This window comes from Nitrosospira sp. Nsp11 (assembly GCF_900142705.1).
Lineage (GTDB): Bacteria > Pseudomonadota > Gammaproteobacteria > Burkholderiales > Nitrosomonadaceae > Nitrosospira.
Map to the genome: position 1 here is coordinate 1 of NZ_FRBV01000023.1, position 14,711 is coordinate 14,711.

Here is a 14,711-nt window from a genome sequence, read left to right on the forward strand (position 1 = left end):
TCGGCCACCAGCAGATTCAGAGCGGCCAGCCGCCTCCCGCCGGCGACAACCTCAAATTTTCCGGTTTTCTTGTTTTTCTTCTTTTGCTCGGTGACAACCAGATTTTGTATCAGCCCTTGGGATGCTATCAAAGCAGCCAGTTCCGCTATGCCGCTACCCTCTTTCTTGCGGACATTCAGGGGCGATTTAACGAGATTCTTGATGGCTATGCGCTGAATGTTGCTGATTTCAATGTCTTGGATGGGGTCGGTGTTTTCCATGATGATTTTTTCCTGTGGTAATAGTGAATAGTAAAGGAAAGAGCCGGGGCGGTGCACGGGCATGGGCATGGGTTCTAGTATTCGTTGGGCAAAAGGAAGGTGGTCACGCTGCGATCCCATTCCGTGATGATCCAGAAGATGTTGTGGCCAAAACCTTCACACGGCTTGGTTTCGTCAATTTGGATAAGTGGACAGAATACGGCTTTCTTCAACCCTGGCTTGTTCAGTTGCAATTAAATCTGGTTCGTAAAGATCAAATGCAGGTCGACGGGGATAAACGCAGGTGCATTACAGTTTAATCCCGGTTTGCGAGATTAATAGTTGCAGTTATTCCCGGCTCAAAATCGCGTTGAATGCTGGTCGGTCCAGTTTGAAAGGCAGGTTGTTACAGCTAAGAGATAAATGCAGGTTGATTTGTAGTTAGTCCTAGTGTGGGAGACGAATAGTTGCAGTTATTAACCCAAGTTTGTGCTGCAACTGCCCAGCCCGTCCGCCAAGCCTCAAAACTGAATCTTGCCAAATTACCAATAATTCATGAAATGGTTTGGCCTTGCGGTCGTATAATGACCGGTGGTCACTAATCAGGGAACTTCGACACCGTGAGCATCCAGGAACGAAAAGCACGGGAATTCAATCGCCGGGAGAGTGAAATTCTCAACGCGGCGCTGGCCCTCTTCGGCCGTGCTGACTGGGAATTGGTAACGGTTGAAGAGATCTCGCGAAAAGCCGAGGTTGGCAAAGGCACGATCTACAAACACTTCGAAAGTAAGGATGAAATTTATGCGCGGCTTGCGCTGGAATTCAATCGCAAGTTGCTGGCTCAAATCCAGCAAACGAACCTATTGCCCGTGATTGCGCGATTCCGCGAAATGACCCGGGTTGCTTGGGAGGCTCACCTTTCAAGCAAGGAACTTCACCGTGTAGTGCTCTACTGCGGTCGCGCTGAATTCAGGCGAAACCTGCCCGCGCGGATCAGCGAGGAACTCAAGGCGGTCGAGGCAGCGACAAACAAGGCGATCAATTCCGCTATCATGCAAGGCGTCGAGGAGGGGTTGTTTCCGCGTAAGCCTCTGGACATGCTGATGTTCGGGGCGCAATCGGCTTTCTGGGGAGCAGTTCAACTGATCTGGAGCGGCTATCTGAACGAACGCGACAAGGCAAGGTATTGCGACGAAATTACCAACTTCATATTGACTGGCCTGATCTACCAGGACCGGCGCCTGTAGAGAAAGGGGGCTTTATTCTTACCTTTGTGACCGATAGTCCATATACGACCGATAGGACATATCCCAGAGCTTCATGATGGATATTGATCATACCGAAAGCAATCGGCCTTTCCCGGACGGCACCCGCCAAAAGACGCCCGGCCGGCGCCGGGCGGCCCGCCTTACAATCGCCGCTCTGCTTATATTGCTGTGCATCGCGGGCGCACTACATATCTTCGGCTATGTGGGGACTAATTCCGCCGCTCCCGCCCCCAAAGCGGGTGCGGCGCTGGAGTTGCTGCCTCGGGACGTCGCGGAGGCAACGGTACAGGCACTGCAGCGAACTATTCCTCTCACGGGCACGATTCAGCCGCTGAATCAAACGGAGATCAGATCGCAGCAGGCCGCCGAAATCCAGGAAGTGCTGGTTCGCGAGGGCGAGCCGGTGGAAAAAGGACAGGTTCTTGCCCGGCTCGACACTACGGACCTCGAAGCCAAGCTGCGCGACAAACTCGGCGCGCTGGACGTGGGCAAAGCGCAGCTGGCGCTTGCCAGAAAGAACCTCCACGCTAATAAGTCACTGCTGGAGCGTAATTTCATTTCTCAAACCGCCTTCGACAATTTACAAAGCAGTTTTCATATCGGTGAAGCGACGCTGGTTTCGCTTCAGGCCCAGGTTGAACAGGCACGCAAAGCGCTTGCTCATGCCGTCGTCCGCTCGCCGATTGCCGGCGTGATCGCCGAACGCGTGGCGCAACCGGGCCTTGCGGTCGCAGTCAACACGAAACTCTTCACCGTACACGATCTTTCTCTGATGAGTATCGAAGCCCTGGTCCCGGCTCGCGACATTCCCGCGGTACAGGTAGGACAGGAGGCCCGATTGCTGATCGAGGGATTCGGCGAACGCGTCTTTATCGGAAAGGTGGACCGGATCAATCCTTCGACCGAACAAGGGTCGCGCTCGATCATGGTGCACCTGCTGATCGACAACACGGACGGCCAACTGAAGGGAGGAATGTTCGCACAAGGCACGTTGGGTGTATCGAGCATCGTTTCCGCCGTTGTCGTGCCACAGGCTGCGGTGCGCGAGCAAGGCGGCCACGCCTCCGTTTTTTGCATTGAAGCGGACGCGCTGACCGAACAGCGCGTGGAAACCGGCATGCGCGATGCTGCGACCGACACCATTGAAATCAGGTCGGGCCTCTCCGCCGGCGCCAGGGTAGTGGTAGGCAACTTGGCAAACCTGCATGCGGGGCAGCCGGTACGCATTATGAATGTCCCCACGGAATGACGCCTGCAGCACGACCCGCGCTAATTCCGCAGGCGCCGCTGCTTGAGTATCCATAAAATCCATAACACACCCTTCAGCGCATAGCCATGTGGATCACCCGCGTCAGTATCAACAACCCTGTTTTTGCCACCATGATGATGGCGGCGCTGCTGGTGCTCGGGCTGTTTTCCTACCAGCGTCTCAATGTCGACCAATTTCCGGACGTCAGTTTTCCAATCGTGGTGGTGCAAACGGAATATCCGGGCGCATCCCCCGAGACGGTGGAGTCGGATGTCACGCGCAAGATCGAGGAAGCCGTGAATACGGTCAGCGGCATCAAGACCGTCAGTTCGCGCTCTTTCGAAGGCAGCTCGCGCGTAATGGCGGAGTTCGACCTGACCACGGACCCGGCGGTGGCCGCACAAGACGTGCGCGACAAGATAGCCCTGGTGCGCCCAGGCTTCCGGCGCGAAGTCAAGGAACCCAGGATCAGCCGTTTCAACCCGGACGACACGCCCATCATCTCCCTGGCCCTGGATTCCAGTACGCGTAACTTGCGCGAGCTCACCACTTTGGCCGACCACATCATCCGCAAGCGGCTGGAAACCGTTCGCGGCGTGGGCCAGGCCACCCTGGTTGGCGGAATCATGCGCGAGGTAAATATCTACCTCAAGCCCGACCAGATGCGCGCACTCGGCGTCGGCGTGGACAAGATCCTCGAGACCATCAAACGAGAAAACCAGGAGCTCCCCGCTGGCAGCATTTCCACCGGCCGGGAGGATACCATGGTCCAGGTGCGCGGGCGCATCGCCGAGCCTCACCAGTTCGGCAGCCTGATCGTGGCGCAGCGCGGCGGCGCGCCGGTGCGTCTCGACCAGGTGGCAAGCATCGAAGACGGCCGCCAGGAAATGACCACGGCGGCCTTGGTGGACGGCAAACCCGCCCTCAGCATCGATATCGTCAAAGTACGGGGATCCAATACCATTGTGGTAGCCGACGGCGTGCGCGCGGCAGCGGCCGAACTGAGCAGCATACTGCCGCCCGATGTCAAACTCAGGGTTGTGCGCGACAGTTCCACCGGTATCCGCAATTCAGTGGCGGATGTCAAGGCGACACTGATCGAGGGCGCGGCTCTCACCATCGCAATCGTGTTCGTATTCTTCAATTCCTGGCGCAGCACGGTGATCACTGGCCTGACCCTGCCGATCGCGCTGATCGGGACGTTTCTTGCCATGTATGCCTTCGGCTACACGCTTAACACCATGACATTGATGGCGCTCTCGCTCAGCGTGGGATTACTTATCGATGATGCCATCGTGGTGCGAGAAAATATCGTGCGCCACCTCGTGATGGGCAAGAATCACCGCCAGGCAGCGCTCGAAGGCACGCAGGAAATCGGCCTCGCCGTGCTTGCCACCACCTTCACCATCGTCGCGGTATTTTTGCCGGTGGCTTTTATGGGCGGTATTATCGGGCGTTTCTTTTTCCAGTTCGGCGTCACGGTTTCCGCAGCGGTGCTGCTCTCCCTTTTCGTCAGTTTCACCCTTGACCCGATGCTGTCCAGCATCTGGCCCGACCCCGCGACACAGGGAGGCAAGCTCCGACCGGTGTTGGGCCGCCTGCAAGCCGGCCGCGACGCGCTGCTCGACCGCATCCATGCCATGTACGGCGCTTTGCTGCACTGGGCGATGAGGCATCGCTTGTGGATCGTGGCACTGGCCTTCGTTACCTTCTTCGGCAGCTTCGCGCTGGTGCCGCTGATCGGCTCCGAGTTCGCGCCCCAGGCCGATCTCGGCGAAGTCCAGGTCACGATCAAGACGCGCGTCGGTTCGTCCATCGAATACACGCGGGCCAAGGTGCAGCAGGCGCAGGCGGCGATGGCCGAATTTCCGGAGGTTGAATATTCCTACGCCACCGTAAACAGCGGCGGCGCCGTGGGGAAGAATTCAGCAACCGTTTATGTGCGCCTTACAGATCATAAGCAGCGAAGCCGCAGCCAGAAGCAGTTGCAGGACCCGATCCGCGAGCGCCTGAACCGTATCGCCGGCATCGAGATCAGCGTGGGCGCGTCAGGTGGCCTGGGCGGCGGCAAGCCGATCCAGGTAAGCATACAAGGGGCCGATATTGCACAACTGGAGAAGCTGTCGCAAGCAGTAATGGCGACCATGCACAAGATTCCCGGTCTCGTCGATATCGATTCGAGCCTGGAGGCAGCGAAACCGACTCTGGCTGTGGACATCAATCGCGAACTGGCCAGCGATCTGGGGCTGGGAGTTGAACAGATTGCCAGTGCCCTGCGCCCCCTCGTTGCCGGTGAAATCGCCGGAGCCTGGAAGGCCCCGGATGGGGAGAACTACGATATAACGGTGCGCCTGCCACGCGAAGAGCGCGCGCGAGCGGCCAACCTGGACAGGCTCTACCTGACCAGCACGCTCGTCGATGCCGACGGCAGCCCCCGCATGGTGTCCCTCCGGCAGATTGCCGAGTTCGTGCCGACGCTCGGCGTCTCCCAGATCAACCGCAAGGATTTGCATCGCGAAGTCCTGATCGGCGCCAATCCCTCCGGGCGGCCTCCGGGCGATCTGGGCCGGGAACTCGGTATCGCACTTAAGGACATCGAGGTGCCGCGAGGATATCGGTTCGTGATCGGCGGCGCAAACAAGGATCTTCAGGAGACCATGGGCTACGCCGCTGTCGCACTCGCTTTGGCGGTTATCTTCATTTACCTGATCCTGGCGTCGCAGTTCGGCAGCTTCCTGCAACCCGTGGCGATCATGGCCTCGCTGCCGCTCTCGCTGATCGGCGTATTTCTCGCGCTGCTGATCACGGGCAGCACGCTCAACATCTTTTCAATTATCGGCTTCATCATGCTGATGGGCCTTGTTACCAAGAACGCCATCCTGCTGGTCGATTTCATCAATCAGGCCGTCAAGGCGGGCAAAGATCGCCACGCGGCAATTATCGAATCCGGCAACGTGCGCCTTCGCCCCATCCTCATGACCACCATGGCAATGATCTTCGGTATGCTGCCGCTCGCGCTTGGCCTGGGCGAAGGCGGCGAACAGCGCTCGCCGATGGCTCATGCAGTCATAGGGGGTCTCGTCACCTCCACGCTGTTGACCCTGCTGGTGGTACCGGTGATCTACTCCTATCTGGACGACCTGTCTGCCTGGGCGAAGCGCAAATGGGGCGGGGATTGAGCAGGCTGAGCCCTACCGGGAAACGCGGGTAAATAGGTGTAAGCGTTTGACACTATGCATGAGTGATTTGGAAATGCTGGCAGCTACAGTTAATGCTGTCAATGGCAAGGAAAACCCGGCAATATTCAACAGCTGTGAAAAAATCGACACCGCATCGGTGCATTAAAAGCATCTTGGAACTAGAGGTGTGTAGAAGCGTTATCCGTACTCGTCAGTTACTACGTCGAACCTGTGAAGCAATCAGCGGCGATACTGGGCTGACTGCATTGCGGGATTGTATCGTCCAACCATTCTATAAGTGTTAGTTGCTGCAGCCCTTATCCAGCGCTATTGCCTCTTTTATGCTTCCGGTTAAATCCGGTATCCTATGCCGATGGATAAGTAAGCAGCCCAGAATTCAGGCTGAGATTTTTGACGTCGAGCTCCCTCCACGTGTAGTGTGGGAAGGCAAGCGAGGAAATTGCATGAGAGTAGCTGTTTGCAGCGCACAGTCCTATGACTGCCTATTCTTTACCGCCGCTAATCATGGCGTCGGGCATGAACTGGTGTTTTTCGATTCGCACCTGTGCCATGAGACGCGCCAGATGGTTGGAGACTTTCCCGCCGTTTGTGTTTTCGTCAATGACACGCTCGACGCCACAGTACTGGAAACTTTGGCAGCACATGGGACGCGCCTGATTGCACTTCGCTGTGCTGGTTTCAACAATGTCGATATTCGTGAGGCATCCAGGCTGGGCCTACATGTAGTGAGAGTGCCGGCTTATTCGCCCCACTCGGTAGCAGAGCATAGCGTGGGATTGATACTCGTGCTAAACCGGCACCTTCATCAGGCATATAACCGTGTGCGTAACGGGAATTTCGCTTTGCAGGGGTTGCTAGGGTTTGAACTGCGCGGCAAAACCGTTGGTATCGTCGGCACTGGCCGTATTGGCCTGGCAATCACGCAAATATTGCGCGGATTTGGTTGTCGTCTGATCGCCCATGATCCGCAGGAAAGCCATGAATGCATCAGCCTGGGCGTGGAGTATGTACCGCTCGAAAAACTCTATGCCGAGAGCGACATCATCACGTTGCATTGCCCGTTGAATCCTCAAACATATCGTTTAATCGACAGGGCGGCGATCAGCCAAATGAAACGCGGCGTGATGCTGATCAACACCAGTCGTGGCGCAGTCATTGATACGCAGGCGGCGATTGAAGGGCTGAAGTCCGGGAAAATCGGCTCCCTTGGACTTGACGTGTATGAACAGGAAGGCGATCTGTTCTTCCAGGATTTATCTGATCAGGTGATACAGGATGATGTGTTTGGACGCTTGCTGACTTTTCCAAACGTGTTGATTACGGGCCATCAGGGATTCTTCACTGCTGAAGCGCTTTCAAGCATCGCACAAACCACCCTGCAAAATATCACCGTTTTCGAGCGAGACGGAATATGCCAGAATGAAGTAAAGGTTGATTTGCTCAGAGCAGATTAGCTGATTATTGTTTTCAACACAGTTCATTCCAAAGCATTCGGCTCAGCAGGTGAAGCATAAATGTTACTGCCCCAACTGATGGAAGAACGTTGGCGAGAACTCCGGTTACCATAGATCTCCCAGCACCCTGTTAATCACAAAAAGCATCACGGCCAGCGTAAGCAAACCGAGCAGGCGACTGCTCTCCCCCATCAGATTAGCAGCCAAGGCAGACACGCGATCAAGACGACGAAAAAGAAACAAGGCAATAATAATGCCCACCACCATTGCCGCGTACAAAATCTCCACGTACCCCACCTGGTAATACCATTCGTCGTTGTCCACGCTAATTGCTCCGCTTGATGTCACTGCTGCTGCGCTTGATCACTGGTTGCCGCTACAGGTAACTGTTGAAATTGCGCCCTGCCCCTTCGAATCCGAATCCTTGCCCCATGGAATTGGCTTTATCTGCAAGGTAACTCGCGTGGCCAGGGCTCTTCATTATCGCGAAAGACCCAAGCGCGTAAATTTCCTGTCTGGGGTTTTAACGGCTGGTTTTGCCCATGGATGTACTGATGCCGGTGGAGCGAAGCAATTGCAGCAGCACTTCTGCCGCAGGGCCCGAAGAGGCAGGATTTTGACCGGTTATCAGATTACCGTCCACCTGGACATATGGCATCCAGTTGTCGGTCTTGCTGTAGTTTCCACCCAGTTCCCTCAACCGGTCTTCCAGCAGGAAAGGGACGACCGTGATCAAGCCTACGGCCTCTTCCTCCGCATTTGAAAACCCGGTCACGCGCTTTCCTTTAACCAGATATTCGCCGTCTTTCCCCCGAACATTAACCAGCGCGACGGGCGCGTGACAAACTGCCGCGACGGGTTTGCCGGCATTTACGAAGCCTTCGATCAGCGCAATGGATGCTGCGTTATCGGGCATATCCCACATCGGGCCGTGGCCACCAGGATAAAATACCGCGTCAAAATCGCTCGCCAAAAGATGAACCAGCTCTTCCGTATTCGCCAGCTCAGCCTGTGCAGCGCCGTCAGTCCGGAAACGCTTTGTGGCGTGAGTCTGGTTTTCCGGCAATTCACTTTTTGGATCAAGCGGCGGCTGGCCGCCTTTCGGCGAGGCTAGTTTGAGCGACGCTCCGGCGTCCTTCAGTAAATAATACGGAGCGGCGAACTCTTCCAGCCAGAGGCCGGTTTTCTTTCCCGTATTGCCAAGCTGATCGTGAGATGTCAGAACAATGAGAATCTTCATCACACACCTCCTTCTGGGTAGAAAGCTATTATGCTGAATCAGCAATCCCTGAATTAACAATCCTAAGTCCGCGCCGTCCAACTGCCGGGCCCAAGATTATGAAATGCCAGTGTACTGCCATTTCCGTGGTCATTCCTTGATTTAGCTGATTCGTTTTACGCTCGGCCTGATGATCAGCAGAGATAGTACAGGTCTCAAAGACGTGATCGGCGGTTGGCGACTGTCACAATTCAAGAGTATAGTTTTTCAAGTTCACTTGCCAGACGGCCATCCCATCCATGGATTGGCGAGGCTGCGGGATTCTGTCCCGGCAAGCAGGACAATAGCTGAATCTCTGAACAAAATCTTGAGAACCGAGTGGAGAGCGCCTTCGTGCTCTGCCCCACCACCAAGCATATATTAGGTATAACAGGAATAAGCATGACTTTCAAACTCGGCAGCGAGCTGACCATGCTGGCCATTGATATCCGGAATCCAGGAGGACCGGAGGTATTGATGTACGCCTTGCACCCTATTCCCCAGCCTGGAAGGGGAGAAATTCTGATCAAGGTCGAGGCGGCTGGGGTCAACCGTCCGGACATTCTGCAGCGGCGCGGACTGTACCCGCCGCCGCCGGGGGCTTCCGAGATTCCGGGGCTCGAAATCGCCGGGGAGATTGTTGCTTTGGGCAAAGGAGCCGTGCGCTTCGAAATAGGCGACAAGGTATGCGCACTCGTTGCAGGAGGCGGTTACGCCGAATACTGCACCGCGCACGAAAGTAACGCGCTGCCGGTGCCGCAAGGGCTCAGCATGACAGAAGCTGCGGCCTTGCCGGAAACCTTCTTCACGGTCTGGACCAACCTCTTCCAGCGCGGCAAGCTCAAAGCCGGCGAAACCGTGTTGATACACGGTGGGACATCGGGTATCGGCACCACCGCAACGATGTTGGCCAAGGCATTCGGCGCGATCGTGCTAGCTACGGCGGGTTCGGAAGAAAAACGCCAGGCATGCCTGGCGCTGGGCGCCGATCTGGCTATCAATTACCGCACGCATGATTTCGTTGCAGAAGCTGAAAAATTCACGGCTGGCGCAGGAGTCGACGTCGTGGTTGATATTATTGCCGGCGACTATGTCGCCCGAAACTATAAGGCGGCTGCGCTGAATGGCCGCATTGTCCAGATCGGCGTCCAGAATGGTCCCGCAAAAGACCTGAACCTCATGACCATGCTAAAAAAACGGCTAACGCATACCGGTTCCACACTACGGTCACGCAACGTTTTGGAGAAAGCGCAGATTGCGCGGGAACTGGAACAGCAAGTCTGGCCGATGTTGAATGAGGGAAAGCTGAAACCCCTGATTTTCCGCACCTTCAGGCTGAAGGACGCAGCCGAGGCCCATGCATTGATGGAATCCGGCGTGCATATCGGAAAACTCGTTTTGACGACTGCTGCCTTGCAGGCGAATGACTCCAGAACATCGGTCTGAGGTTACTGCCCTTCTCTACTGCCCTTCTCTCCCGCGCTGCCTTGGGGTTAATCCCGCTAATCGATGGCACTACCGCGAACGACGGCTGAATCACCACGGAATTTGCGCTCGACCTTCACACCAAATGCGAGGCACGGCGAACAGCACGGCCTTTAGTGCTGAGCGTAATCTTGTTGCCTTCACGCCTTTCTCGCTCCAGTAACTTCTAAAATCGCGGCAAAAGTGGTGAAGCAGTCGGTGGCAGAGCGCGCAGCAGTTCCTCAACTACCCGCACTTGAGGTGCTGGCTCGCTCCCCGTAATCAGCTATGGTAAGCAGGTGATGAGATCCGGCTGCAGCTAGGATGTAGAAGAACTCATGCGCCCTATTCCATTATTGATAACGTATTTTATCAATAATAAAGGATGCGTTAGCTTGCCCTAATGCAACACACCATAAAATATAATTATCACTGTAATGATGGACTGGCTGCATCAGCCTCAATGATTAATATTGGCATTTAATTGCTTTCCCGCTAGCCTCATCTATAAATAAATATGAATACCGTTTATCGATCGTTCTGCTTAATTATATTTTTTCTAGCCAGCCCCTTGTCTCTCAAAGATGGAAAGCTTGACCACAATAGAGAACTTTTGGCTATTCTGAATTGCGTATATGTAATCTCATATAACAAAGAGTTTTTAATTAGGGGTCAAATGAAAAACTATATCCTTTATGTGTTGCTAGCGAGCTTAATTTCTGGTTGCGGGACTTTCTCGCAAAGCCTTGTAGCTCAGAAAACAGCAATGTCAATTCCAATACTAAAATCTCAGCAACCTGACTCACGCGAAAAAGCGAATGAAATGATCACGCTTCCCGTGCAACTGAGAGTCGTGCATATCAAATATGATATAGAAGGAAATGGTTATAGTATTTGTGCCGAACCTATGCCAGATGTTGCGATGTCTGATTCGTTCAGAAATGCCCTCGGTATTACAGCCGGCACTAAAATTACAGTAAATGACGACTTACAAACAACCACAGCAGCATTAGCATTGGAAGGAAGAACGCAGTTGGTCTTACTCGCTAGGGACTTTCTATACCGAACTTGCGAATTCGGGATCAATGGTTGGCTTGAAAAAGACGACGTAAAGAGAATGTATAGCCAGATATTGAAGCATATAACCGCACTAGTTGAAGCAGAAAAGAAAAGCGCTGATGCTACGGCGAATGTTGCTAAAGCGGTATTGGCTAAAACAACCCTTGATGCAAAAATCTTAGAAGAGACAGATAAAGTCAAAATAAGCGAGGAGAAAAAATTTCTTATAAGTGAGTATGATAAGTGCAAAGCAGAAGCCGAGGATGACAAAGCCAGAGCTAAATGTGAGTCTGACCTAATGACGCAATTCCCCTGATGGAGAAAATTATGAGCGTATTTCGAGATACAGTAGGCGGCAGAAGAGGTCAGGAAATATATATTATATTGTCAGGAAAGCCAAATAAAGTGAAGATAGAAAGAGTTACAGACGATATGGTCACGCTTACTATGCTGGAAGACGGTGCTCTTTTCAAAGAATTTTTCATACATATCGATAACTTAATTATCGTTAGCAAAAAGATTTGATCAACGACCCGTCTTGGCGGGGCGTTTGTTTCGAGTAATGATAGTTGGAGAGCATCCAAAAGCTAATTTTAATAAATGGCGAACTTTGGATACCGGCGCCCTGTTCTCGGCCTCGTTAAGAATCTTGAATATGTGACTTTCGTATCACGTGTTCTCTTCATCATGGCATCTGCAGAAGTAGGAAATTCCACTTTTGGACGCGGTCATTTTCAGGGGGGATTACCATTACTTAAATACTAAATTAACCCAGATGGAATATAACTGATAATCATCAATCAGTTAAATCGAAGTTTAATTAACAATCACAATATATCTTCTACTCCCCTTAAAGGATAACTTTTCATGGGAACCTCAGTGTTTGATTTTAAAACCGCCTTCGATGTGAAAGAAACGGTAAAGAAATTGAATGAGATTTCGTCTACGAATGACGCATATAGGTGGTTAAACCCCATAATTAATACTACCTTAGATGAATACGTAGCAAGCGAACTGAATGGAGATCCCCCTGTTAAACTTGCTTATAACCCTTGTAGGGTTGAAGAAAATTTGTCCGAAGCTGCGCGACTTCTAGACATTTGTTTAGGACGGAGAACGGAAATACAGCAACTGGAGGTCCAGGCTATCTTGGCTGCCCTTGAGCTCCAACTGGCCGATCAGTTACAACCGTTTGACCTTGAAGTCGGGCAGGCCACATTCATGGCTGCCCAAAAACAGGCTTACCCGGATATAGCAGGCAAAACAGATGCTGTGGACGCGCGAAATGAAGTGCTGTCTGCTGCGCGAAAAGTGAAGCTCGATTTACATAATAAACAAGGCAGCTCTCTTAATTATGGGGAAAGGATTACATTTTTAAGAAATCTCTATGTTAATAATATTCGGCTTGCCTACGAAAGGCTTCATGCTGCACGAATTGGTTTGTCCTCATCATTTGGAATCTCTCTCCAGGAAATTCCCAAATGGAATGCATCGGCTAATACATTGGATTTATTAACATACTGGCTGCGCCAAGCCATCACTGTAGTCGAACGGTCAGATCGCTATGAACAAATTTATACTCGATTTTTACTTCTAAGTAATCTTGTGGTTGGTGGTGTTCCAGCCGTAGTTACGGCCCTTCGAAGTCCGGGCGACAGCAACTTAAGATTTAATCTAACCGAGCAAAATCTATTGGGATTTGACCTTCCGAATGGAGGTGCGGTCCGGATGATCGGATTGGGCGCTAGCATGTTATTTGAGGGAGATTTTGTCACAATTCACCGAACAATGAATGATCTTGAGAAATTTCCCGCTGCCATATCACGACTTGGTATGCTTTCAGAGTGGAGGCGGCGGATTCAATCAACTAAAACATTTACTGTGTCCATTGAACTTCCAGAGCAAAGAGCTAACTTAGCTGACTTAGCCCCGACTGAATCAGCATGGCCTCTTGAGCGAATAATCTTGTCCGGAGTTAGTGGATGGACAGAGCGCACTGTGCAGGAAGCCATGAATCTAACCGTAAGTAAACAGTTTACAAACGCGAATCCGCTTGGGGAATGGAATATGTCTATTTCGAATGAGGTAATAAGCATAATGGGGCAAGAAGTTCGGGGCAATCTATCAGATGGTCTCGGAAAGGATTTCGACGTTCCATCCAATGCTATGGCCCTTTTCAATGTCTTGGTGGGAGTGCAAGTCGCGGTCCGCCTCCGTTAGTGAGTTGGAGACTACCTTTATTTAATTAAAAGGAGTGAAATCTCTTATGCGTAAAAGTGAAAGGAAACCATCAAATATTCTTGCGCGTCCGGGAGATGTCGAACAAAATCCTGAACAAATTTATATGTGTACCCCAGACAATCCTTTTGGCCGTGTAATTCCAGAATTGCATCAAGGGCCTGAGATTTTAATAAATGATACTGAACTTGCGGCACGGACGGATGATGCATCAAAAGAGTTACAGACAATTCTGGGACTTCCGGGTAATGTGGCAAATGCGTTTGTAATAAGCTATTTAATTAAAGCATTTCTTAAAGCCAATCCTAGATTAGCGTTGGGTGTTGCTCTTGCCAGTGTAATTTTAAAATATTCTCTTCCTATTTTGACAGCCACCTATGGATCGAAGAATAAATTAGATTCGACCAATTTTGTAATTCCTAAAGAATATAAGGAGAGCGGACTGGGAAATGTAACAATTAAGGAGCATGGGGATAGGATGAATAACTTTATTGAAACAAGGGAGTGGAAAGAAAATACAGGTCAATTGGCGACAATGGAAGCCTAGCAGTCCGCCTTGAGATTGCAATCCTAGGGGCTCCCACTCCACCATTGGCGTGAGCGTGCCGCCGGAACTTGCCCCCCTGGTGGCCAGCCAGATCAATATGAAAGTGACAAATGATCACTGGCAGGACGTCCTGCGTCTGGTGATGTCGATCAAGACCGGAACGGTGACGGCCTCGGAGAATCCACCGCTTATAAAGCGGATCAATAGGGTCGGACTCTGAGCTATCTGAACCGCCCCGGCTTTCATGGAGGCTGTTTGGTTTAAGTTAAACATCTACCGCGGTCCTTTCGGCCAGTTGCCGATAATAGTTTACCTCGTCGTCCCTGAAAAACCTCATCTTTAACAAAGTTCCATCATTAATCGATGGTTCTCTTCATTTTGTTTTTGTCCGAGGCATTGCAAGCATTCTAGGATTTGGGCGTACAAAAGCGCCAAGCGGCGCAGGATTTTGCGCAGGTTGTGCCCAGCGCCGCACAACAAGGCGTTCATGGCATCCCCTCGGGCGCCCTTGAGGAAGTTTCTCCCCAGGCGCCCATCTGCTTTCATGTGCCCAATCACCGGTTCCACGGCATTACGGCGCTTGAGCTTCTTCCTGATGACTGCGGTGACGCCCCGTTTGGCACCAGCGATCCATACCTTGAGCCCGTCCAGGGCGATGCCGTGGCCCCGATAGCCCCGGTCCACGTACGCTTCCCGCGGCATCATTCCCGTCAGCCGCTGGGTCTGCACCAATGA

Annotated in this window: 13 protein-coding genes and 2 pseudogenes; 11 read left to right on the top strand and 4 right to left on the bottom strand. The window is 52.5% G+C overall.

Annotation, left to right across the window (positions count from 1 at the left end):
* Window positions 1–260 (bottom strand): ParB N-terminal domain-containing protein (locus BUA28_RS14975; RefSeq protein WP_256598346.1); only part of this gene is annotated, 260 nt, incomplete at its 3' end.
* A gap of 23 nt (window positions 261–283) precedes the next feature.
* Here BUA28_RS14975 and BUA28_RS16015 point away from each other — a divergent pair.
* The 5 genes from BUA28_RS16015 (at window position 284) to BUA28_RS15000 (ending at window position 7,410) form a co-directional block, all read left to right on the top strand.
* Window positions 284–559, top strand: coding sequence for a hypothetical protein (locus tag BUA28_RS16015; protein ID WP_178298068.1), 276 nt, complete (start codon window positions 284–286; stop codon window positions 557–559).
* A gap of 300 nt (window positions 560–859) precedes the next feature.
* Window positions 860–1,486 carry a TetR/AcrR family transcriptional regulator gene (locus BUA28_RS14985; RefSeq protein ID WP_072768927.1) on the top strand — a complete coding sequence of 209 codons (627 nt, stop codon included), beginning with the start codon at window positions 860–862 and terminating at the stop codon, window positions 1,484–1,486.
* A 73-nt stretch (window positions 1,487–1,559) separates the two neighbouring features.
* Window positions 1,560–2,756, top strand: a complete 1,197-nt coding sequence (locus BUA28_RS14990) for an efflux RND transporter periplasmic adaptor subunit (protein ID WP_083570052.1) — start codon at window positions 1,560–1,562, stop codon at window positions 2,754–2,756.
* Window positions 2,757–2,842: 86 nt separating this feature from the next.
* Window positions 2,843–5,935 (top strand): efflux RND transporter permease subunit, encoded by a 3,093-nt coding sequence (locus BUA28_RS14995; RefSeq protein WP_072768928.1) that lies wholly within the window; start codon window positions 2,843–2,845, stop codon window positions 5,933–5,935.
* Window positions 5,936–6,399: 464 nt separating this feature from the next.
* Entirely contained in the window at window positions 6,400–7,410 is a 1,011-nt protein-coding gene (locus BUA28_RS15000) for a 2-hydroxyacid dehydrogenase (RefSeq protein WP_072768930.1), read from the top strand.
* Window positions 7,411–7,515: 105 nt separating this feature from the next.
* On the opposite strand, the gene BUA28_RS15005 is transcribed toward BUA28_RS15000, so the two are convergent.
* Complete coding sequence (locus BUA28_RS15005) at window positions 7,516–7,734, bottom strand: hypothetical protein (protein ID WP_072768931.1); 219 nt, start codon at window positions 7,732–7,734, stop codon at window positions 7,516–7,518.
* A 199-nt stretch (window positions 7,735–7,933) separates the two neighbouring features.
* Window positions 7,934–8,650 carry a type 1 glutamine amidotransferase domain-containing protein gene (locus BUA28_RS15010; RefSeq protein WP_072768932.1) on the bottom strand — a complete coding sequence of 239 codons (717 nt, stop codon included), beginning with the start codon at window positions 8,648–8,650 and terminating at the stop codon, window positions 7,934–7,936.
* A 420-nt stretch (window positions 8,651–9,070) separates the two neighbouring features.
* Here BUA28_RS15010 and BUA28_RS15015 point away from each other — a divergent pair, with 420 nt between their 5' ends.
* The 6 genes and pseudogenes from BUA28_RS15015 to BUA28_RS15680 all read left to right on the top strand — a co-directional run.
* On the top strand, window positions 9,071–10,114 hold the full coding sequence (locus BUA28_RS15015; protein ID WP_072768933.1) for an NAD(P)H-quinone oxidoreductase: 1,044 nt from the start codon (window positions 9,071–9,073) through the stop codon (window positions 10,112–10,114).
* A gap of 694 nt (window positions 10,115–10,808) precedes the next feature.
* Window positions 10,809–11,507 (top strand): hypothetical protein, encoded by a 699-nt coding sequence (locus BUA28_RS15020; RefSeq protein ID WP_143148538.1) that lies wholly within the window; start codon window positions 10,809–10,811, stop codon window positions 11,505–11,507.
* 11 nt (window positions 11,508–11,518) lie between these two features.
* Window positions 11,519–11,716 (top strand): hypothetical protein, encoded by a 198-nt coding sequence (locus tag BUA28_RS15025; protein ID WP_143148539.1) that lies wholly within the window; start codon window positions 11,519–11,521, stop codon window positions 11,714–11,716.
* A gap of 342 nt (window positions 11,717–12,058) precedes the next feature.
* The gene (locus tag BUA28_RS15030) at window positions 12,059–13,411 is read left to right on the top strand and encodes a hypothetical protein (protein WP_072768936.1); all 1,353 of its coding nucleotides are present in this window, start codon (window positions 12,059–12,061) and stop codon (window positions 13,409–13,411) included.
* 46 nt (window positions 13,412–13,457) lie between these two features.
* On the top strand, window positions 13,458–13,976 hold the full coding sequence (locus BUA28_RS15035; RefSeq protein ID WP_072768937.1) for a hypothetical protein: 519 nt from the start codon (window positions 13,458–13,460) through the stop codon (window positions 13,974–13,976).
* 67 nt (window positions 13,977–14,043) lie between these two features.
* A pseudogene (locus tag BUA28_RS15680) lies at window positions 14,044–14,151 on the top strand (Tn3 family transposase); the annotation flags it as partial.
* Between the two features lie 164 nt (window positions 14,152–14,315).
* On the opposite strand, the pseudogene BUA28_RS16020 reads toward BUA28_RS15680, so the two are convergent.
* Window positions 14,316–14,711, bottom strand: a pseudogene (locus BUA28_RS16020) (IS5/IS1182 family transposase); the annotation flags it as partial.